The organism is Hydrogenothermus marinus, from assembly GCF_003688665.1.
In the GTDB taxonomy this organism is placed as follows: domain Bacteria; phylum Aquificota; class Aquificia; order Aquificales; family Hydrogenothermaceae; genus Hydrogenothermus; species Hydrogenothermus marinus.
Window position 1 is genome coordinate 24,941 of sequence record NZ_REFO01000011.1, and the last position, 20,634, is coordinate 45,574.

Sequence of the window (20,634 nt, forward strand, 5' to 3'; positions counted from 1 at the left end):
GGAAATTTTTTAGAATATAAATATAAACTTAAAAAAATTTTTAGCAATACAAAATGATAAAATTTATATTTATAAAATTTTAAAAGGTGTAAAAGAAAATGAAAATTTTAATGATTGATAATTATGATTCTTTTACATATAACATTGTTCAATATTTTTACGAACTTGGTGCAGAAGTAGATGTAAGAAGGAATGATAAAATCACTATAGAGGAAATAAAAAACATAAAAGATCTTGATGCTATTGTAATATCCCCGGGCCCGTGTAGTCCTAATGAAGCTGGAATTTCTGTAGATGTGATAAAAGAGTTTAAAGATAAGTATCCTATACTTGGAGTATGTCTTGGTCATCAATCAATTGGAGTAGCATTTGGAGCTAAAATAATAAAAGCTAAATGCTTAATGCATGGAAAAACTTCTATGATTTATCATAATGGAAAAGATTTATTTGAAAATATACCAAATCCTTTTGAAGCAGTAAGGTATCATTCTCTTGTTATAGATAAATCAAGTTTACCTGAAGATATAGAAATTACAGCTTGGACTAAAGAAGATGACGAGATAATGGGAATAAAACATAAAAAATATCCTATTTATGGTATTCAGTTTCATCCAGAGTCTGTACTGACAAAATATGGCATAGAATTACTTAAAAACTTTTTAAATATTATTGAAAAAACTAAAAGTCAAAAGGTAAGCTAAATATAATATTCAATTCATTTTGATTATTTTCATATTTTTTCCCAACTAAGGAAATATACTCTGTAAGCTTTATACCAACTTCATACCATCCTATTATATCTGTTTGTTGCCCTTCATATATAGGTCTTGAAATTGCTAAAAATAATCTTCTTGTTAAACTTTTTTTGGCATAAATAGAAGCTACAATTCCTTGAGTTGGAGAATATTTTGGAGCTATACTAACCTCAAAACCTGTACCTAAGAACCCTGCAGAATCATCATAAGAAGGAAGTATTTTTTGTAAAGGAAGAATAGAATAAATTAGTTTTCCAAGGGCACCAAATACAGGAAAATTTTCTAAAGTTCCTGGTGTATTTTTTAATAATAGTATTGTCATTAACTCTTCTTTTGATTTTGGTGGATTTGAACTAAAATTAAGTTGAATATCATCTGGTAAACTACCTGTAATATTTACAAATATATATACATTTGAAACAACTGTAGAAAGTCTTGCATTTATATATGGGATATTATCTATTATTTTGATATTAGCAAAATCTATATTGTAATTATTTTTAAAATAAGATATTTTCCCATAAATTATATCTATTTCTCCATTAAAAACTGGATTTTTTAATGTTCCTGTAAGCTTTCCCTTTAGTTCTGCATATGCTTTTCCCCAATTTCCATATATATAAATAGGTATATATGAACTTAATTCTATATTAAGATAGATTGGTTTTTCTAAATTTTCTTTCGTTTCTTTATTTTCTTTTTTACTAAATATAGAGGAATCTTTTTCAAGATTGGCTTGTCCTGATAACTCAACTTTTCCTTCTATTTTTCTTTTATCTTTAAGGTTAATAAAAATATCTGTATTAATATTTCCTTTAAATATATTTAAATACTTAACAGGAAGAAATTGAGTTTTAAAAACACCTTCTAAATACCCTTTTAATGGATAGCTTGTAAAATCAGCATTAATTTTATTTTCATTAAAAGTAAAATAAGAGTTTTTCCCTGATAAATGTAATTTTAATTTTCCATTATTATAAATACCAAAAAGTTCTTTTACTTTTATATAACCAAATATATAATTACTTTTTAGTTTTAAATCTTTAGATTGGATTTTTATCTGTGCATTTTCTAAAAATTTCTTAACATTTCCTTTATAAAAGAGAGTGTAATTTATATTTCCATATATTGAAGCAACTTGAATAAGTTTAGATAATACATCTTTATTTAAACTTCCTTTAGAATAAATATCTAAATTTTGAGTATTAAAATTATAAACAGCATAATCTATTGTTCCTTTAGCAAAACCGTTAAAGTATGTTTTATATATATAAATTTCATTATTATCTATCTTAGATAAAAATCCATCTATATTAATGATTTTGTTTTTACTAAAAAATGCAAAAATTTTATCTACATATAAATAACTATCAAATTTACTATTTTTTATATTTATATCATAATTTAGATTTTGTAAATATATTTTTATTTTATTTTGAAATTCAGCAGGTATAATTTGGGCTGTTAAGTTTATTAAATGAGAATTTAATGCTTTTTTATAATTCAAGTTTACTGTAGATTTAGATATAATTTTTTTACCTTTAAACTCATAATCTATAGTTCCTGAAAAATCATCATATTTACCAGAAATTTTATCTTTTAATAATAAAGAGTATATATCTTTTTCTAAATAAGCATATCCTGTTCCTTGTATATTTTTGTTTTTTAGGTTTAGATTTATGGAATAATCTAAGGAAAAATCATTTAGATTTTTTGATTTTTCTCCTTTTAAATCTATAGATAGATTAGAATCTATAAGCTCAATCTTTGCAACTACATTTTTAATATTAAAATTTTTGTAAATAAAATCATCCTTTTTAGCAACTATATATAATTTTCTTTGATTTGAAGATATATAACCTTTTATTTTTGCAAAAAATACATTATTTATTAAATTTATATTTACATAAGCTTTTGGAATATCAATATCTACAAAATAGTTATTATCTCTATATACAGCTCGTATATTACCACTAACTTTTTCAGGTTTAAAGTTCTCAAATATTTCTTTTTGAATACTTTTTAAGTAAGAATATACTGTATTTCCATCAAAATCTTTAAGATTTAAGCGTAAATCTATAAAGAACTCGTTAATTCCTACTATTGCTTTCGTATATATATCTTTTCTTTTTGCATCTATATTCATAACAAAATTTTTATAATTAAAATCAAAATCAAGATTTTTTAAGGTTATTGTTTTATATTTAAATAAATGAGTTTTACCGGAAATATTAACCTTTGGATTAGTTAAACTACCATATATTTTTCCTGTTCCTGATAGAACTGCTGAAAGATTTTTACCTTTTAAATAAACAAGATTTGAGATATCAAGATTTTTAAAATCTACAGAAGACTGGATAATATTATCATCCTCAAGGCTTCCATTTAGCTTTAAGAAACCAATATTATTAAATAGATTATAACTATAATAAGCATTTTTAGTATCTAAATCTATCTGTAAAAAGCCATTACCCTTATTATATTTTATTCCAAATAAATCTATATTTTCTAAGTTTTGATTAGCTATTAATACTTTATTTTTTAAATCAATATTTAGGTTTAATGCTAAATCTGCATTAATATACTTAAGATTTTTGTCTACTTTTCTTTTTATAAAGCTTAAAACCTTTGATAGTTTAAATTTATCAGTAGATATATTTAGATTATCTTCTTTAAAACTAAATTTTCCTATAATTCCATCTATGGAAAAATTACCTTCTGATGATATTTTATTATCATAATTAAAAGAAAAGTCTGAATTTATACTAGGAATAGAAAAATCGGCCGAACCTAAATTATTAGCTTTTAGGTTATTTTTTGTATAAATACTTTTTGATTTTAAATCTATATTATAATCTGTATTTAGACTCAAATCAGTTAACCGATATTTATCAAAGCTATTTTTTTTAGAAGAAAGTGCTAAATAACCTGTTAGATTTTTATTGAGATTTCCTTTTGTATTTATTTTTATATTTTTTACTAAAATATTATTTTTCTTACTAACAATCTCTTTAAGAGTTGAATTTATAACAAAAAATATTTTTGCAGTTGATATGTTGTTTATATCTAAATTGGATATTTTAATATCTGTATTTCCTTTTAGATTATCTAAAGAAATATCATTTTTTGTATATAATCCTTTCTCAAGATCAAAATCTGTATTTAATGATAGATTTTTATAAATATTTCCAGTTATATTTGTTTCTGTTTTAAGATTTTTAACATTTATATTTTCATAAGTATAATTTTTAGTATCTGTTTTAGTTTTTAAGTTAATCTTTCCATTAAGAGCTATAGAACCTAATATAGTAAAATCAGTATTAAATCCTTTAAATTTTAAGCTATTTATATTTAGTAGATTTTCATTTGGATCAATAGATGCAGAAAGCTTTTTAACTATAAATTTTTGTTTATTGTATATTATCTCAAAAGTTTTTAATGAATAAATATTATTACTTTTATTTTGGATAGAAAAGTTCTTAATCTGAAAAAGTTTATTATTTTTACTAACAAGATTTAAGTTTTTAATAGTTATTTCAGATCTTGAAATAAGAAAAAAAGCATATTTTAAGTATTTTTTTAATTTTTGTATATTAAAATTTTTTTGCTTTTTAGAAAGTTTTTCTTTTTTAATAGAAATATCAATATTTCCAGCATTTAGAAAAATAAATTTTTCATCTGAAAAAAACTTTCTTAAATAAATTTCCAAAGATAGATTTTTTATATTAACTTTAGCCCTTTTAGTAGTAATATTTATATAATCACAAACAAGTTTTTTATTTTCATATTTACAATTATCAACAATATCTATTCCCAATGAGGACAATACTTTTTTATAGTTTTTTGTAATAAAAATCCCTGTTAGAATTAATAAAGAAATAAAACTTATAAATATGAAAACCGGTACAGATTTATTTACTATTCTTCTCATAATGATAAAATTATAACAGTTTAGATAAGGAGGGTTAAAATGGATGCTAAAGAAGTAAAAGAAAGATTAAACAAAGTCGTAAGCTTATACAACTCTAAAAATTATGAAATGGCTCTTGTTGAGCTTGATGATTTAGCAAACACTGTTCCTGATATGCCAGAAGTTTATTTTTGGAGGGGGAAAACATTAGCAACAGACCTAAATGAAGAAAATTTAAAAGCGGCTAAAGAAGAGTTTACAGAAGCTATAAGATTAAAAGAAGATTTTTCTGATGCTTATTTTGAAAGAGGGTTAGTAAATCTACAACTTGGAGATTTAAAAGAATCAGAAAAAGATTTTTTAAAGGCTGTTGAACTTAATCCAAAATTAAAAGAATCTTATGTATATTTAGCTCAAATTAAACTATCAGAAGGTAAAGATGAAGAAGCTTTAAAATATCTACAAAAAGCTGCAGGTAGTAGTGAAGACTATAAATACTTTTTTTATTTTGGGAAAATCTATTTTAATAATAAAGACTATGAAAAAGCTATTGAGTATTTATCAAAAGCTATAGAAAAAAATCCATATCTTGTTGATGCTTATGATTTAAGAGGACAAGCTTTAAAAGAAATAAGAAGATACGAAGAAGCAGTAAAAGATTTTAAAAAAGCTTATACTTTAATGCCTGAAGAAAAAAGATTTTTTGTTGAAATATCTTCAGTATATTTTCTTTTAGCAGAAGAAAGTTATGAAAAAGGTAATGTAGAAAAAGCTGCAGATTATACAGTAAAAGGTTTAGAAATAAATTATGATTTAAAACTAAATGAGAAATTTAAAGATATATTAATACAGGCTGGTAAAATGAATATAGATAAAAATCCTCAGAAAGCTATTTTATATTTTGATTTTGCTCTTAGATTAGTAAATAATGATGATTATATTCAATATGAAAAAGAAAAAAATGAGATAAATATATTAAGAAAAAAAGCAATTAATAATTTACCTCTAAAAGAAAGAATTGTTAAAATTATTAGCGATATATATAGCTAAAAAGGAGAGCAAATGTTAGATATAAAATTAATCAGAGAGAAACCAGAATATGTTAAAGAAAGATTAAAAACAAGAGATGAATCTTTACCTTATCTTGTAGATGAGATTTTAGCAGTAGATAAAGAAAGAAGAAATCTAATAAAAGAACTTGAAAGCCTTAAAGCAGAAAAAAATAAATTATCAAAAGATATAGGAAAACTTTTCAAAGAAGGAAAAAAAGAAGAAGCAGAAAAAGCTAAACAAGAAGTAATTGCTAAAAATGAAAAAATAGATTTATTGGAAAAACAATTAAAAGAAGTAGAAGAAAGATTTAACAAACTGCTTTTATCTGTTCCAAATATACCTCATAAATCTGTACCAGTAGGAAAAGATGAAACTGAAAATGTAGAAATTAGAAGATGTGGAAAGCCAAGAAAGTTTGATTTTGAACCTTTACCCCATTGGGAAATTGGTGAAAAACTTGGAATACTTGATTTTGAAAGAGGAGCTAAATTAGCAGGTTCAAGATTTACTGTAATGTATGAAAAGGCGGCAAGACTTGAAAGAGCTTTAATAAACTTTATGCTTGATGTTCACACAAAACAACATGGATATAAAGAAGTATGGACACCAGTGCTTGTAAAATCAGAAATTTTACAAGGAACAGGACAGCTTCCAAAATTTGAAGAAGATTTATATAAAGTTTGTGATGAAGATTTATATTTACTTCCAACTGCAGAAGTTTCCCTTACAAATTTACATGCAGGAGAGATTTTAAAAGAAGAAGAACTTCCAAAATATTACACTGCTTATACACCTTGCTTTAGAAGAGAAGCCGGGTCCCATGGAAAAGATGTTAGAGGAATATTAAGACAACACCAGTTTGATAAAGTAGAGCTTGTAAAAATAGTAAAACCTGAAAATTCTTATGATGAACTTGAAAAACTTGTAAGAGAAGCAGAAAAAATACTTCAGCTTTTAGAAATACCATATAGAGTTGTAGAACTTTGCACAGGAGATTTAGGTTTTTCAGCAGCAAAAACTTATGATATTGAAGTATGGATACCATCTCAAAATATGTATAGAGAGATTTCTTCTTGTTCAAATACTGACGATTTCCAAGCAAGAAGAGCTAAAATAAGATTTAAAGATAAAAATGGAAAAAATAGATTTGTTCATACATTAAATGGTTCAGGACTTGCTGTAGGAAGAACGCTACTTGCAATTATGGAAAATTATCAAACTAAAGATGGAGATTTTGAAATTCCTACAGCATTAAAAAAATATATGGAAGGTTAAAAACCCTCCTCTTCTCTTTTATATTCAAAAATCATTTCCACTATTAATAACACTATAGAAATTACATTTGCTACTGCCGCACCAATAGCAAGTCCAATTGCAAGAGATACATGAATACCACTGAAATATAAAAATGTAGCTGGTATTAGATGTAAATCTGCAACTAAAGCTGTAGCAAGCATTTCTGCTGCCAATATTTTTTTTGCTCCAAATTTTAGTACAGTAGCAATTAAATTAACACCAATTGCAATTACAAGTTGGTAAGGATCATGACTAAAAATAAAACCTACATTACTTGTCAATGCAAGAACTATAAAAAAGTCTGCCCAAACTTTTCCCCAGTTAATCATCTTACTTCTTCTCCTTCTTTAATTTTTTCTAAATTTTCCATATTTTCTTCTTCAGATTCTATTTTTATATGCTTTTCAAAAAATTCTTCAGCTCTTCTTAATGCTTTGGGATGTCCTAAAATTAATAAAGAATCTCCTTCTTTAATTTCTGCATTACCAGAAGGCGCTATTTTCATTTTTCCATCTTTTCTTATTATTGCAACAATTGTTGCACCAGTTTCTTGTCTCATATGAATATCTTTTAATTTTTTACCAATCAAGTCTGAATTTTCAGGAATATGTATTTCTACAATATCTATATCTGTTCTTTCTCCATAAGCAATCTTTTCTAAGAATTTAGAAACTGTAGGTGAAGGTGGGTGAAGTATTAATGTTGATATTCTTCTTCCAATTGTTATACTTGGAACTATCACTTCATTAGCTCCAAGTAATTTCATTTTTTCAGCTGCACCTTCATTAGTAGCTGTTGCTATTATATAAAATTCATCTTTTTCAGGTCTTATAAGTCTTGCAGTAACAATTACAGATAGATCTTGAGTATTTTCCTCAAAAGCAGATACTAACCCTTTGGCTTTTTCTATTCCAACACCAAGCAAAACACTTCTTTTATATGGTTCATCAAATACATAATACTCAACACCAAAATCTCGGATATCTTTTTCTTTAGATTTATTAGGCTCTATTAAAACAACTTTTATACCTCTTTTTCTTAAGTTTTTTATAGTTTCCTTAGTTATTTCATTAAAATTACAAACAATATAATGCCCATATAGTTCTTCCATAGCCTTATACATCCTCCAATATCTATAAATATTTACTATATCACTTTGCAAAAATACTTGAACAGTTACAACAAGACCATATAGATAGGCAATAGGAAATGCTATTAATATAAATAAAATTGAAAAAAGTCTATTTAAATCTATATGATCTGTATATCCTTCAGTATATCCTACTGTGGATATTGTAATAACAATATGAAAAAGATAGTTTAAAACACTCTCTCCATCTGTTTTTCCATTAATTATCATTAAAAGTAAAACACCAACAGTTGTTGTAAAGATAACTGTCATTAAAGGCCAACGAAGTTTAAAAAGAACATTATAAAACTGTTCTTCATATATTGCTTTATAGTTTTTTGGTTTTACATTTCCATAATGAGGAGTTTTTTTCTTATTAGAATTCATTTAGAAGTTCCTCAAGTTTTTTATCTTTTAGCTTATTTATATCTACGCTATTAACAAACTTTAGTATATATTTACTAAATATATCAAACTCAATGTTTACTAACTCTCCTACTTTTTTATATTTAAGATTTGTATTTTCTAAAGTATGTGGAATGATATTAATATAAATTTTATTTGATTTTATATAGTTTATTGTTAAACTTATACCATCTATTGCTATTGACCCTTTTTCTATTACTAAAGATGTGTAATCTAAAGGTATTTCTATTATAAGCTCAGTATGCTCTCCTACCTTTGATTTTTGATATATTGTTCCTGTTGTATCTACATGTCCTTGGACAATATGTCCTCCAAGTCTATCTGAAGCTTTTAAAGCCCTTTCAAGATTAACAAAATCTCCAGTTTTTATATTTTTAAGATTTGATCTTTTTAAGGTTTCTTTTGATACTTCAAATGATACACTGCTATTATCAAAATCTACTGTAGTAAGACATACACCATTTACTGCTATACTATCTCCAAGCTTTATATCTTCTAAAATTTTTTTAGCATTTACTTTTAATAATATTCCATCTTGTTTTGGTATTATCTGATTAACTTTACCTACTTCTTCTATTAGACCGGTAAACATAACTTACTCCATTTAACTTTCTGTATATTACATAATTAGTATAAACTTTTTTAAGATAATCTCTTGTTTCATCAAAAGGATGTGTTTCTACAAATTCGGCTATATTCTTAGGTTTAAATCTTCGTAGGGTTCTTGACACATTTGTAGCTCCACCATTATAAGATGCTATTGCATAATATATATTTCCATTAAATTTATCTAAAAGATATTTTAAATACCATCTACCAAAATCTATAGATATATCTGGATTAAATAAATCTGTGATATCAAAATTTTTTATATCCCTTTTTTTAGCTACCCAGTAAGCAGTAGGTGGAATAAACTGCATTAAACCAACTGCATTTGAATAAGATATTGCTTTATAATAAAAAAGGCTTTCTTGTTTCATAACTGCATATATTAAATCTTTTAAGTTTCCAAAAGGCTTAATAAATCTTTCTTTTTTTGGAAGCTTTCTAACAACTACTTCTGGCATTGTACAGTATAAATTTTTAATTTTTCCTTTTTTTAGTAAATACTTACTTTCAATATAAGCAAGATTATAATCTACTTCTTTTATTTTTTCTATATATGGTATTCCTTTACAAATTCTTATATTTCTTCTTACTGATACATTTCCACCTGCTATTATTTTATAAAAATCATCAATTTTGGAATTTTTTACTCTCATAATGTAATGCTTATTTCCTGATGCTAAATAAAGCCAGTAATACAGTTTATTTTTATCTTTTATCCAGTTTGTATTTTTTAATAAATATGAATAAGCTTTTTTCTTTGAGTCAAAAAAGTATTTATACAAAAATGTATACCAAACTTTATCTTCTGATTTATCTAATTTTGATAGAAAATAATTAAAATAATTTAGCTTTTTATAATGAAAAGCTTTTTTAGTAAGTGGAATGCCAAGTTTGTTTATATATTTTTTATTTTTTGTTTCAACTAATTTATCAAAGTATCTTTTTCTTTCTTCCCAAGATTTTGAGTAATATCCAAGAATATAAAGAGCTACTGGATAATATTTTGATTTTTTATTTATTTTTTCTAAAAAGCTTTTTGCTTTTTCAAAATCTTCAGTTTTTACATACAAATATAAATAGTAGTATAAAACTTTATCATTAGTCTTTAATAAAGGCATTATCCCTAAGGCTCTTTCATACATTCTATAAGATATTAAAGTTTTTACTGCTTTTTCTAAATCTTTTTGGGATAAATTTTTATAAATTTCTAAGAATGTTTTATATCCATAATTTCTATCGTATATATACTCTGTAGCAAGCTGTTTTTTTATTGAAAAATCATTATATAAATTTGCTTTTAGATATAAATAAAAAGGTATATCATCTTTATCTAAAGCTTTTATATCTATCTTTTGGAAATAATTTTTGGATTTTTGAAATTCTTTTCTATAAAAACTATCTGCTGAAAGTTTTAAATAATCATAACTTTTAATAGCATAAGCTGAATCTTTTATTTTAAAATCTTCATTATATATCTGATTAATTAGCATTAAATAATGATTAATATAAGGCTTTAAATCTTTATCATTAACTGATAAAAAACATTTTTTTGCTTTTAAAAATCTTTCTTCTTTAAAAAGCTTATAACAATCTTTAAAACTTTCTGCTTTTGCAGAAAATATAAAAACTAAAATAGCTAAAATCAGTCTCATCTTGATTTATTAAACATTTTTAAATATTTTTTTGCAACATCTGAATCATCAAAATGATAAATATTTTCTCCTATTATCTGATACGTTTCATGTCCTTTCCCTGATATTAGAACTATATCTTCTGGCATAGCTATTTTTATAGCTTCTTTTATAGCTTCTTCTCTATCTACAATCTCAATTATATCTTTTTTCATTTCCATTCCTGTTTTTATATCTTCTATAATATCAACTGGATCTTCTGATCTTGGATTGTCAGAGGTTAGTATAATAATGTCTGCATATTTTTCTGCTATACTCCCCATTTTTGGCCTTTTTGTTTTATCTCTATCTCCTCCTGCTCCAAAAACTATAATTATTCTTCTTTTTTTTATTTTCAATAAACTTTTTAATATATTTTCAAGGGCATCAGGTGTATGTGCATAATCATTTACTACTAAAAAATCTTTTGCAGGAATTATCTCAAATCTTCCTTTTATTGGAATAAGCTTTCTTGTTGCCTCTTTCAAAAACTCAATATCAATTCCATATTCTGCCAAAAATGAGAAAGCTGCTGATATATTGTATATATTAAAATCTCCTCTTAATCTTGATTTTAACTTTAATATTTTCCCTTTATAATTTACTTCAAAATATAAACCTTCCATAGATGTTTCAAAATTTTTAATTTTAAACTGACTGCTTTCTTTCCCATAACTAATTATATTTTTATTTTTAAATTCTTCATAAATTCTTTTTCCATAATAGTTATCTACATTAGTTGATATTAATGCATCTTCTTTTTCTTGCAAAATATAATCAAAAAAGGATTTTTTAGTTTGAAAATAGCTTTCCATATCTTTATGATAATCAAGATGATCTTGTGTAAGATTTGTGAATATTCCACCTTCAAATTTAGTTCCATAAACTCTGTATTGATCTATAGCATGAGAAGAAATTTCTGCTGATATAAATTGAGCCCCTTGATTTTTCATTTTTCTTAGTAATTCATTCCATTTTATAGAATCTGGTGTAGTTCTTCCTGCATCATATATTTTATCTTTAAATCTATACCATATAGTCCCAATAATTCCAATTTCTTTTCCATACATAGATAAATATTGATATATTAGATTTGAAACAGTTGTTTTACCATTTGTCCCTGTTATTCCTATAACTTTTAAATCTTTTGAAGGATTACCATAAAATTTTTTTGCTACTAAAGCTTGTGCTTTTCTTGTATTATCTACTAATACAATTGTTGCATTTATATTTTTTAAATCTTTTATTTTAGATTTATCAGAAATAAATATTACTTTTGCGCCTTTAGAAACTGCCTTTTTTATAAATTGATGTCCATCAAATTTACTACCTTTAATAGCAAAAAATATAGAATTTGGTTTTATATCTTTTGTATTGTTAGTTATATGAATAATTTCTTCAGATTTAGAATCTTTTAAAATCTTAAAATCTTTATACAAAAGTTTATATTTATTCATTTAACATCTTTTCTATTGTTATTTTTGCGCTTTCTGCTAAAGCAGATAAGTTATATCCACCTTCAAGCATAAATATATAAGGTACATCTTTTGTTTTTAAAATGTTTTCAACTATTTTACCAATACCTTCAGTAGACACTTCCATATAAGCAAGTGGATCATCTTTGTGTAAATCATATCCTGCAGATACTAAAATAATATCCGGATTAAACTTATTTACAAGTTCAGGCAGTATTTCAGAATATATTTCTTCATATTCTTCATCTCCTGTTCCTGCAGGAAGTGGTACATTATATGTATATCCATATCCTTTTCCTGCTCCTTTTTCTTCTTTTGAACCTGTACCTGGATAAAATGGATATTCATGGGTAGAAAAATAAAAAACTGTATCATCTTCATAAAATGCTTTTTGGGTACCATTTCCATGGTGAACATCAAAATCAACAATAAATACTTTTTCATATCCTTGTTTTTGAGCATATCTTGCAGTAATAGCTATATTATTAAATATACAAAATCCCATTGCTTTTGAATATTCTGCATGATGTCCTGGTGGCCTAACATTACAAAAGGCTCTTTCTATAACTCCTTCTTTTATTTTGTCTACTGCTTCAAGCCCTGCTCCAACTGCATAAGTAGCCGCTTCATAAGACTTTATAGAGCAGTAAGTATCAGGATCAAGCTGTGTTCCTCCTGCTGAACATAAATCCATTATTTCTTGAGGATAATATGTATCATGTACCATGGCTATATCTGTAGCAGTAGCCCTTCTTGGTTGAAGATGAATTAATCCTTCTATATTAGAAACAGCATTATCTATAACTTCCACCCTTTCTGGCCTTTCTGGATGGCCTTCAGGTGTTCTATGTTGTAAATAAATTGGATTATAAAAATAACCTACTTTTTTCATTTCTTATTCCCCTTAATTATATTTTTTAATATCTCTTTTATTTTATCAACAAAGGTTATTTTAGGCTGTTTTTTCAGTTCAATCTGTTTATCTACATAAGTAAATAAATCAATATATTTATCAAGAATCATATATTTATCACATACATTTCTAAGCTCATAAGAGCTTGTTTTTTTAAAAGATACATTTTCAACTCTTTTTCCAAGTTGCTGAATTTCTTCAACAACAGGAATATAATCACTATCTCCACTTACTAAAATAGCAGTATCATAAGCATCTCTAAAAGCAAGACTTAACATATCTGTAGCAAGTAAAATATCAACTCCTTTTTCTATAAAACCTTCAGGTGTTTTTTTTAAAGGCATTGTTCTTACTTTAATTCCTATATTTTTTAGTTCATTTAAAAAACTTTTCTGTTTTTTCCATTGCTTTTTCATCTCTTCAGGAAAATCTCCTTGAGGAATTCCAGTATAAAAATAAGCTCTTAATAGCCATCTATCTTTTGCTAAAAAATTTACAAGTTTTCTATAATCAATTTTTATATTAATATAGTTTGAGGCATGAAACATATTTCCACCATCTATAAATATAGCTACTTTTTCATTTATATATCTTTTTTCTATTTTTTTATCTTTTTCTTTTGAAAAAAGTATACTCATTGCCTCTCCTTTATATATTTTTTATTATTTTTATACTTTTATGCTAAAATTTTTCAAATAAAAAAACAAGTGGTTAAAAATGCATGTAGTAATAATTGGTGGTGGTGTAATAGGCTTATCAATAGCAAGAGCTTTAATAAAACTTGATATAAAAGTCTCTCTTATTGAAAAAAACAGGGTAGGAAGAAGTGCTTCTTGGGTAGCTGGTGGAATGCTTGCTCCTCAATCAGAAGGATTAAAAGAAGGGTCATTTTTAGATTTTTGCCTTGAAAGTAGAAATTTATATAAAGATTTTGTTGAAAAACTTGAAAAAGATACAGGAATAGAAACAGGATATTGGCAATGTGGAATATTGAAACTTGCTTTTTCAGAAGAAGAGAAGAAAGAATTACAAGAAGATATAAATAGATACAAAAAATTAGGATTGAAAGCAAAGTGGCTTGATAGAGAAGAACTTGAAAAGATATACAAAAATCTTGGAGAAGAAGTTTTAGGTGGCGCTTTATATGAAGATGATGCACAGGTAGATAATAGAAAATTAGTTTTAGCTCTTGAAGAATTTGTAAAAAGAAATGCAGATGTTTATGAATTTGAAAAAGTAAAAGAGATAAAAACAGAGAATGGAAAGTTTAAAGCAGTAGTTGGAGAAAATGTTTATATAGAGGCAGATAAATGTGTAGTATCAGCAGGGGCTTGGAGTATGGATTTTGGAGTTGATGTTTTTCCATTAAAAGGAGAAATGGTAGCTTTAGATATAGAAAAAGAGGATATAGATAGAGTTTTATATAGTAGTAGAGCTTATCTAATACCAAGAAAAAATTACCATAGATTAGTAGTAGGTGCTACTCAAGAAGATGTTGGGTTTAAAGATGGAAATACATTAAAAGGAACTATGCAACTTTTAACAGGTGCAAGAGATACATTAAAAATTCTTGAAGATAAAAATATTCAAGAACTTTGGTTTGGATATAGGCCTGCTACAAAAGATGAACTTCCAATTCTTGGAGAGGCAGATATTGAAAATCTTATATATGCTACAGGCCATCACAGAAATGGTATTTTACTTGCACCAATAACTGCAAAAGTTATTTCTGAATATATTTATTCAGGAAAAGAAAGCAGGTATCTAAAAGAGTTTTCACCTCTTAGATTTAAATAAGAATTTTAAGAATTTTGCTTAAATTTAATATAAATATTTCTTAAATGATCCGGGAGTAAATTTTCAGGATATTTTTTTTCTGCTATTTCATCTAAATGCCACCACCATCTTTTTTGGTCTTTAGCTTCTTCTGGTTTTACTCTATATGCCATTCCACCATACTTAAATACTAATTTTAAGGCTTGTTTATCTAATTTTATTACTTCTGGAAGGTTATCTAATCCTAAATCGTGAATTTTATCTCTTGATGCTATCCATACATCATTTATATCTGTATTTAAAAGGTTAGGTAATCCCTTATCTCCATGGAAACTATAATTTATTACCCAATCCCAATCTTCTATAAGCTCTTTTATCTGATTTTGATTAAGCTCCAATCTAAATTTACTTTTTTTATAATCTCTAAATACAAAAACTTAAAGATTTAATTCCTTTTCTATCTTTTCAAGAATTTCTGGATTAGTATCAAAGAAATTTTTTACCTGATTAACATCTTTATCTCCTCTACCTGAAAGATTTATAACTACTACTGCATCTTTACCTAACTCTTTTGCTTTTTCTACACCTTTTATAACAGCATGAGAACTTTCTAATGCAGGGATAATTCCTTCTGTTCTTGAAAGTAAAAGAAAACCTTTAAGGGCTTCTTCATCTGTAGCAGTTATGTATTTAGCTCTACCTATCTCTTTAAGATGTGCATGCTCTGGGCCTACTCCCGGATAATCTAATCCTGCAGATATTGAATGAGTATCTTCTATTTGTCCCCATTCATCTTGGAGAAAATATGATTTCATACCATGCAGAATTCCTACTTCTCCACCGTTTATACTTGCCGCATGTTGTCCTGTTTCTAATCCATATCCTCCTGCTTCAACACCAATTAGCTCAACATCTTCATCTTCAATAAATGGATAAAACATTCCTATAGCATTACTACCACCACCAACACACGCAACAACTGCATTTGGAAGTTTTCCTTCTATTTCTAATATCTGTTCTTTTGTTTCTTTTCCTATAACAGATTGAAAATCTCTAACTATCATTGGAAAAGGATGAGGGCCAAGAGCTGAACCAATTACATAATGAGTTGTTCTAACATTTGTAACCCAATCTCTTAAAGCTTCATTTACTGCATCTTTTAATAATCTATTTCCTGATTTTACAATTTCTACTTTAGCCCCAAGAAGTTTCATTCTAAAAACATTTAAAGCTTGCCTTTCTGCATCTACTTCTCCCATATAAACAACACATTCTAATCCAAATAAAGCAGCAGCAGTTGCTGTTGAAACTCCATGCTGACCTGCACCTGTTTCTGCAATAATTCTTTTTTTACCAAGTCTTTTTGTTAGTAAAACTTGTCCTAAGGTATTATTTATTTTATGAGCTCCTGTATGAAGTAAATCTTCTCTTTTTAAATATATTTTTGCTCCACCAACAAACTCTGTTAATCTATGAGCATAATAAAGTACTGTAGGCCTTCCTGCATACTCATTAAGATAATAAACAAGCTCTCTTTGGAAATCTCCATCTTCTTTTATTTTAAGATAGTTTTCTTCAAGTTCTTGAAGGGCAGGAATTAAAGTTTCTGGTAAAAATTTTCCACCATATAAACCATAATATCCTTTTTCATCTGGAAATTTATAACTCATTATAGACTCCAACTTGTATTTTTGTATTTAATTATAATTATAACTTAAGTTTTTACCTATAGAAGAATGCTTTCTTTCTGCTTAACTTAAAAATTGAATATATAAAACAAAGGAAAAAAACTGTTAGAACCATAAGATTAATACAAATGATTATTATATTTGTATAACTTTACCTTCTTCTTAACCTCTCTATTTAAATCTATAAGAAATTTGATACCAAAAACTAAAATAGCAAGCAAAATGAAAACAAAAACAAAAAATAAAACAGTAAACACATATGGCAAAAGGAAAAATATAAAAGAAATAAGATATGAAAAAATAGAAACTATAAATTGCAAAGAAAAAGAAAGAAAAGCACCTATGGAAAATAAAATTAAAGGAGCAAAAGCAAAAAACAAACCTAAAGCCAAAATACTTTTTAAATGTCTCATATTGTAATTTTCAATTCTAATTAAAGTAAATTTAAAGCTTTAAAAATATTTTTCCACTTTTATTAAAAATTAAAAGCTACTCTTTAACTAATATATCAATTTTTATAGGATCTCAATTCCTTATAAGTAGGCTACAAACAAATCCCCTGGACGGCTTAAGCCGTCTTTTTTGTGTTTCAATTCCTTATAGGTAGGCTACAAACAGTTAGAACTTATTTATAGGGACTATCTTGACAGTTGTTTCAATTCCTTATAGGTAGGCTACAAACTATCTACTCACCCCAAGAAAATTGTAGATAGAGTTATGTTTCAATTCCTTATAGGTAGGCTACAAACTTTGCTCAAAGCACTTTTTTAAATGGTGGGATCCTAAGTTTCAATTCCTTATAGGTAGGCTACAAACTTGTAAATAGCTAAAAGTTCTTTCTTTTTATTTGGGGGGTTTCAATTCCTTATAGGTAGGCTACAAACAAGAATTAGAAGTAAAAGAACAAGAGGTGAAAACTTGTTTCAATTCCTTATAGGTAGGCTACAAACATAGATTTCCTGCAAATGTTATATTAGATGAAAAATCAGCGTTTCAATTCCTTATAGGTAGGCTACAAACCCTTTATTCTTTATTCATATTCTATTGCCAAGAAACCAGCATAAATATTAGCTATATTTAAAATTTACATTAAAAAATTTTTTTTGTCAAATTGAGTTTATTTTCTGTCGACCTTCAATCCTGTAAAAATCCTTGGGGATCGACAAATCAGCATCATTATTAGCTTAGAGTTAAATTTTGGCAAAATTTTAACATCTTAAAAGCACTAAAATTTCCCTAAAATTACCTGATCGACAAATTCTTAGAAAAATGGATCTTCATAAGAAGGCTTTGATAAATCTAAGGATTCTCTACATAAAGGGATCTAGTGCGTTTATTTAATTAAAGTAAATTTAAAGCTTTAAAAGTATTTTTTAGTTTTATTAAAAATCAAAAACTACTCTTTAACTAAATACTAATATCCTGTAATTATTGAAATTAGCTTCATAAGGTTTTATGATTTATAGATAGTAAGTTAAGCTTATTTATTTTAAAGGAGGTAGTTTTGGCAGATTTAAAAAATTTATCCCCAGAAGAACAACTTAAATATATCAAAAAAGGAACAATAGATATAATTTCAGAAGAAGAATTACTTGAAAAACTAAAAGAAGGAAGACCTTTAATAGTTAAAGCAGGTTTTGATCCTACTGCTCCTGATCTTCATTTAGGGCATACTGTATTACTTCAAAAATTAAGAACATTCCAACAGCTTGGACATACTGTATATTTTATAATTGGTGATTTTACTGCAATGATTGGAGATCCTTCAGGTAAAGATAAAACAAGGCCTCCATTAACAAGAGAACAAGTAGAAGAAAATGCAAAAACATATAAAGAACAAGTTTTTAAAGTTTTAGATCCTGAAAAAACAGTAGTTGTTTACAATAGTGAATGGCTTGGTAGTATGTCAGCTGAGGATTTAATAAGACTTACTGCAAAATATACAGTAGCAAGAATGCTTGAAAGAGATGATTTCAAAAAAAGATTTAAAGAAAATAGACCTATAGCTATACATGAATTTATATATCCTCTTCTTCAAGCTTATGATTCTGTTGCCATAAAAGCTGATGTTGAGCTTGGAGGTTCCGACCAAAGATTTAATCTTTTAATAGGAAGAGATATTCAAAAAGAGTATGGAATTGAAAAACCTCAAGTTGCTATTCTTCTTCCTCTTCTTGTTGGAACTGATGGCGTTAGAAAAATGAGTAAATCTTATGGAAACTATATTGGTATAACTGAAAAACCTGAAGATATGTTTGGAAAAATAATGTCTATTCCAGACGAATTAATGTGGAATTACTGGGAACTGTTAACTGATTTAACTGAAGAAGAAATAAACAAAATGAAACAAGATGTGGAAAAAGGAATTCTTCATCCAATGGAAGTTAAAAAGGAACTTGCTATGTATATTGTTGAAAGATTTCATTCAAAAGAAGATGCAATAAAAGCAAAAGAACATTTTGAAAAAGTACACTCTAAAAAAGAACTTCCAGAAGATTTACCTGAACCGGAAATAATTATTGCCTCTGAAAATAAAAAAATACCTCTTTATGAACTTGTTTATAAATTAGGATTTGCACCTTCAAAATCAGAAGCAAGAAGATTAATAAAAAGTGGTGCAGTCAAAATAGATAGTGAAAAATTCACTGATTTTAATTTTGAAGTTGATTTAACAAAAGAATTTGTTTTACAAGTTGGAAAGAGAAAATTTGCCAAAATCAAACCAGAAAATATAAAAATAGAAGGTTAATATATGTTTGAAACCTTAAAATCTTTTGCAGAGGAAATTGTTGCTGATTATGGATATATTGGTATTTTCTTAGTAGCATTTACAGAAAGTATAATCCAGCCTGTGCCTCCTGACCCATTTATTACAGGAGGTACTGCTTTTGGTTTAAATGTAATTACAGCAGCAATAATAGCCGCAATTGGTAGTGTTTTAGGTGGAATAGTTGGATATTTTTTAGGAAAATTTTTAGGAGAACCTTTTGTAAAAAAGTTTGTTAAAGAAAAACATTATGAAAAAGGTGAACTACTTTTTAGAAAGTATGGAATATGGGCAGTAATAATAGCAGGAATAACACCTATTCCTTTTAAAGTTATATGCTGGCTTGCTGGTATATTTGAGATGCCCTTAGGTGGATTTATATTAGGAGCATTCTTAGGAAGATTTCCTCGCTTTTTAGCAATGGCTTTTTTAGGACAATATTTAGGACATCTTTAAAATAAATTTTATTGTAAAATAAAATTATAAAAAAATTAGAGGTAAAATATTGGCAGTAAGGATAATATATGTAAGACATGCAGAAAGTTTATGGAATCCAATTGGAAGATATCAAGGAAAACTTGATCCTGAACTTTCAGAAAAAGGTCATAAACAAGCAGAAAGGTTAGCAGAAGCTTTAGAAAAATATAATCCTACTGCTTTATATTCAAGTCCACTTAAAAGAACTTATATGACGGCTGAATATATAAGCAAAAAATTAAACCTTCCTATAAATGTAGATGAAGATATTATAGAGATAGATCATGGTGATTGGTCAGGAATGTTAGTTGAAGAAGTAAAAGAAAAATATCCTGAAATGTTTCATGACTGGCTTTATCACCCTGAAACAGTAAAATTTCCAAATGGAGAATCTTTGTTAGATGTTTATGAAAGAGTAAAAAGATTCCAAGAAAGAATGCTTGAAAAACATGATGGAGAAACTATAATAGCCGTATCTCATACAGTACCTATAAGAGCTTCTTTAGTAGCAGGCCTTAATTTAGATTTAAAAAAATTCTGGTCTTTTGGATGTGATAATGCCTCTTACTCAATTTTAGATTTTGATAAAGTAAGACCTATTTTATATAAACTAAATAATACTTATTTTTTAGGAGATTTATTTATTCCAGCATTAGATGCTTTATAAAGGTTAAATAATGGATAAAACAT

General features: G+C 26.4%; 18 protein-coding genes and 1 CRISPR repeat array. Of the genes, 8 read left to right on the forward strand and 10 right to left on the reverse strand.

Annotated features, from left to right (window positions below; genetic code table 11):
• The first annotated feature begins 98 nt into the window (after nt 1–98).
• The gene (locus CLV39_RS03100) at nt 99–701 is read left to right on the forward strand and encodes an anthranilate synthase component II (protein ID WP_121922777.1); all 603 of its coding nucleotides are present in this window, start codon (nt 99–101) and stop codon (nt 699–701) included.
• On the opposite strand, the gene CLV39_RS03105 is transcribed toward CLV39_RS03100, so the two are convergent.
• Nucleotides 679–4,572, reverse strand: a complete 3,894-nt coding sequence (locus CLV39_RS03105) for a translocation/assembly module TamB domain-containing protein (protein ID WP_121922778.1) — start codon at nt 4,570–4,572, stop codon at nt 679–681. The genes CLV39_RS03100 and CLV39_RS03105 overlap by 23 nt on opposite strands.
• Nucleotides 4,573–4,725: 153 nt before the next feature.
• On the opposite strand from CLV39_RS03105, the gene CLV39_RS03110 reads away from it, so the two are divergent.
• Together CLV39_RS03110 and serS are read left to right on the forward strand one after the other, a co-directional pair.
• A complete protein-coding gene (locus CLV39_RS03110) occupies nt 4,726–5,715 on the forward strand; it encodes a tetratricopeptide repeat protein (protein ID WP_121922779.1) in 990 nt (329 codons plus the stop codon).
• A gap of 12 nt (nt 5,716–5,727) precedes the next feature.
• Complete coding sequence (gene serS, locus CLV39_RS03115) at nt 5,728–6,993, forward strand: serine--tRNA ligase (RefSeq protein ID WP_121922780.1); 1,266 nt, start codon at nt 5,728–5,730, stop codon at nt 6,991–6,993.
• Here the strand turns inward: serS and CLV39_RS03120 are convergent.
• Genes CLV39_RS03120 through CLV39_RS03150 form a run of 7 tightly spaced genes read right to left on the reverse strand, consistent with a single transcriptional unit; the run spans nt 6,990 to nt 13,874 of the window.
• Nucleotides 6,990–7,343, reverse strand: coding sequence for a DUF6394 family protein (locus CLV39_RS03120; RefSeq protein ID WP_121922781.1), 354 nt, complete (start codon nt 7,341–7,343; stop codon nt 6,990–6,992). The genes serS and CLV39_RS03120 overlap by 4 nt on opposite strands.
• A complete protein-coding gene (locus tag CLV39_RS03125; protein WP_121922782.1) occupies nt 7,340–8,530 on the reverse strand; it encodes a potassium channel family protein in 1,191 nt (396 codons plus the stop codon). Before CLV39_RS03125 ends, CLV39_RS03120 begins: the two co-directional genes overlap by 4 nt.
• Nucleotides 8,520–9,161, reverse strand: a complete 642-nt coding sequence (locus CLV39_RS03130; RefSeq protein ID WP_121922783.1) for a riboflavin synthase — start codon at nt 9,159–9,161, stop codon at nt 8,520–8,522. The genes CLV39_RS03125 and CLV39_RS03130 overlap by 11 nt, the downstream gene beginning before the upstream one ends.
• Nucleotides 9,130–10,830, reverse strand: a complete 1,701-nt coding sequence (locus CLV39_RS03135; protein ID WP_121922784.1) for a lytic transglycosylase domain-containing protein — start codon at nt 10,828–10,830, stop codon at nt 9,130–9,132. Before CLV39_RS03135 ends, CLV39_RS03130 begins: the two co-directional genes overlap by 32 nt.
• A complete protein-coding gene (locus CLV39_RS03140) occupies nt 10,827–12,305 on the reverse strand; it encodes a UDP-N-acetylmuramoyl-L-alanyl-D-glutamate--2,6-diaminopimelate ligase (protein WP_121922785.1) in 1,479 nt (492 codons plus the stop codon). The genes CLV39_RS03135 and CLV39_RS03140 overlap by 4 nt, the downstream gene beginning before the upstream one ends.
• Nucleotides 12,298–13,215 carry a histone deacetylase family protein gene (locus tag CLV39_RS03145; RefSeq protein ID WP_121922786.1) on the reverse strand — a complete coding sequence of 306 codons (918 nt, stop codon included), beginning with the start codon at nt 13,213–13,215 and terminating at the stop codon, nt 12,298–12,300. The genes CLV39_RS03140 and CLV39_RS03145 overlap by 8 nt, the downstream gene beginning before the upstream one ends.
• The gene (locus tag CLV39_RS03150) at nt 13,212–13,874 is read right to left on the reverse strand and encodes a LabA-like NYN domain-containing protein (protein ID WP_121922787.1); all 663 of its coding nucleotides are present in this window, start codon (nt 13,872–13,874) and stop codon (nt 13,212–13,214) included. The genes CLV39_RS03145 and CLV39_RS03150 overlap by 4 nt, the downstream gene beginning before the upstream one ends.
• Nucleotides 13,875–13,953: 79 nt before the next feature.
• On the opposite strand from CLV39_RS03150, the gene thiO reads away from it, so the two are divergent.
• Nucleotides 13,954–15,033: a glycine oxidase ThiO gene (gene thiO, locus CLV39_RS03155; RefSeq protein ID WP_121922788.1), complete on the forward strand. Its 1,080-nt coding sequence runs from the start codon at nt 13,954–13,956 to the stop codon at nt 15,031–15,033.
• A 5-nt stretch (nt 15,034–15,038) separates the two neighbouring features.
• Here thiO and CLV39_RS03160 read toward each other — a convergent pair whose 3' ends face one another.
• Together CLV39_RS03160 and trpB are read right to left on the reverse strand one after the other, a co-directional pair.
• Complete coding sequence (locus CLV39_RS03160) at nt 15,039–15,410, reverse strand: hypothetical protein (protein WP_121922789.1); 372 nt, start codon at nt 15,408–15,410, stop codon at nt 15,039–15,041.
• A 39-nt stretch (nt 15,411–15,449) separates the two neighbouring features.
• A complete protein-coding gene (trpB, locus tag CLV39_RS03165) occupies nt 15,450–16,682 on the reverse strand; it encodes a tryptophan synthase subunit beta (RefSeq protein WP_121922790.1) in 1,233 nt (410 codons plus the stop codon).
• Nucleotides 16,683–16,922: 240 nt separating this feature from the next.
• Between trpB and CLV39_RS03170 the strand changes: the two genes are divergently transcribed.
• The 4 genes from CLV39_RS03170 (at nt 16,923) to pspA (ending at nt 20,611) form a co-directional block, all read left to right on the forward strand.
• Nucleotides 16,923–17,120 (forward strand): hypothetical protein, encoded by a 198-nt coding sequence (locus CLV39_RS03170; RefSeq protein WP_147435393.1) that lies wholly within the window; start codon nt 16,923–16,925, stop codon nt 17,118–17,120.
• Nucleotides 17,121–17,222: 102 nt separating this feature from the next.
• Nucleotides 17,223–17,720: a CRISPR direct-repeat array (repeat unit 30 nt; unit sequence GTTTCAATTCCTTATAGGTAGGCTACAAAC).
• Nucleotides 17,721–18,204: 484 nt separating this feature from the next.
• On the forward strand, nt 18,205–19,449 hold the full coding sequence (tyrS, locus tag CLV39_RS03175; protein ID WP_121922792.1) for a tyrosine--tRNA ligase: 1,245 nt from the start codon (nt 18,205–18,207) through the stop codon (nt 19,447–19,449).
• Nucleotides 19,450–19,452: 3 nt separating this feature from the next.
• Nucleotides 19,453–19,923 (forward strand): YqaA family protein, encoded by a 471-nt coding sequence (locus CLV39_RS03180; RefSeq protein ID WP_121922793.1) that lies wholly within the window; start codon nt 19,453–19,455, stop codon nt 19,921–19,923.
• Between the two features lie 49 nt (nt 19,924–19,972).
• Nucleotides 19,973–20,611 carry a phosphoserine phosphatase PspA gene (gene pspA, locus CLV39_RS03185; RefSeq protein WP_121922794.1) on the forward strand — a complete coding sequence of 213 codons (639 nt, stop codon included), beginning with the start codon at nt 19,973–19,975 and terminating at the stop codon, nt 20,609–20,611.
• Nucleotides 20,612–20,634: the final 23 nt, after the last annotated feature.

Bases quoted from the DNA above. Each gene is read 5' to 3' on its own strand.
- CLV39_RS03125 (WP_121922782.1), bottom strand. From the start codon at position 8,530: ATGAATTCTAATAAGAAAAAAACTCCTCATTATGGAAATGTAAAACCA.
- CLV39_RS03135 (WP_121922784.1), bottom strand. From the start codon at position 10,830: ATGAGACTGATTTTAGCTATTTTAGTTTTTATATTTTCTGCAAAAGCA.
- serS (WP_121922780.1), top strand. From the start codon at position 5,728: ATGTTAGATATAAAATTAATCAGAGAGAAACCAGAATATGTTAAAGAA.
- CLV39_RS03100 (WP_121922777.1), top strand. From the start codon at position 99: ATGAAAATTTTAATGATTGATAATTATGATTCTTTTACATATAACATT.
- CLV39_RS03120 (WP_121922781.1), bottom strand. From the start codon at position 7,343: ATGATTAACTGGGGAAAAGTTTGGGCAGACTTTTTTATAGTTCTTGCA.
- CLV39_RS03145 (WP_121922786.1), bottom strand. From the start codon at position 13,215: ATGAAAAAAGTAGGTTATTTTTATAATCCAATTTATTTACAACATAGA.
- CLV39_RS03170 (WP_147435393.1), top strand. From the start codon at position 16,923: ATGAAAACAAAAACAAAAAATAAAACAGTAAACACATATGGCAAAAGG.
- CLV39_RS03140 (WP_121922785.1), bottom strand. From the start codon at position 12,305: ATGAATAAATATAAACTTTTGTATAAAGATTTTAAGATTTTAAAAGAT.
- CLV39_RS03110 (WP_121922779.1), top strand. From the start codon at position 4,726: ATGGATGCTAAAGAAGTAAAAGAAAGATTAAACAAAGTCGTAAGCTTA.
- CLV39_RS03130 (WP_121922783.1), bottom strand. From the start codon at position 9,161: ATGTTTACCGGTCTAATAGAAGAAGTAGGTAAAGTTAATCAGATAATA.
- CLV39_RS03150 (WP_121922787.1), bottom strand. From the start codon at position 13,874: ATGAGTATACTTTTTTCAAAAGAAAAAGATAAAAAAATAGAAAAAAGA.
- thiO (WP_121922788.1), top strand. From the start codon at position 13,954: ATGCATGTAGTAATAATTGGTGGTGGTGTAATAGGCTTATCAATAGCA.
- CLV39_RS03180 (WP_121922793.1), top strand. From the start codon at position 19,453: ATGTTTGAAACCTTAAAATCTTTTGCAGAGGAAATTGTTGCTGATTAT.
- trpB (WP_121922790.1), bottom strand. From the start codon at position 16,682: ATGAGTTATAAATTTCCAGATGAAAAAGGATATTATGGTTTATATGGT.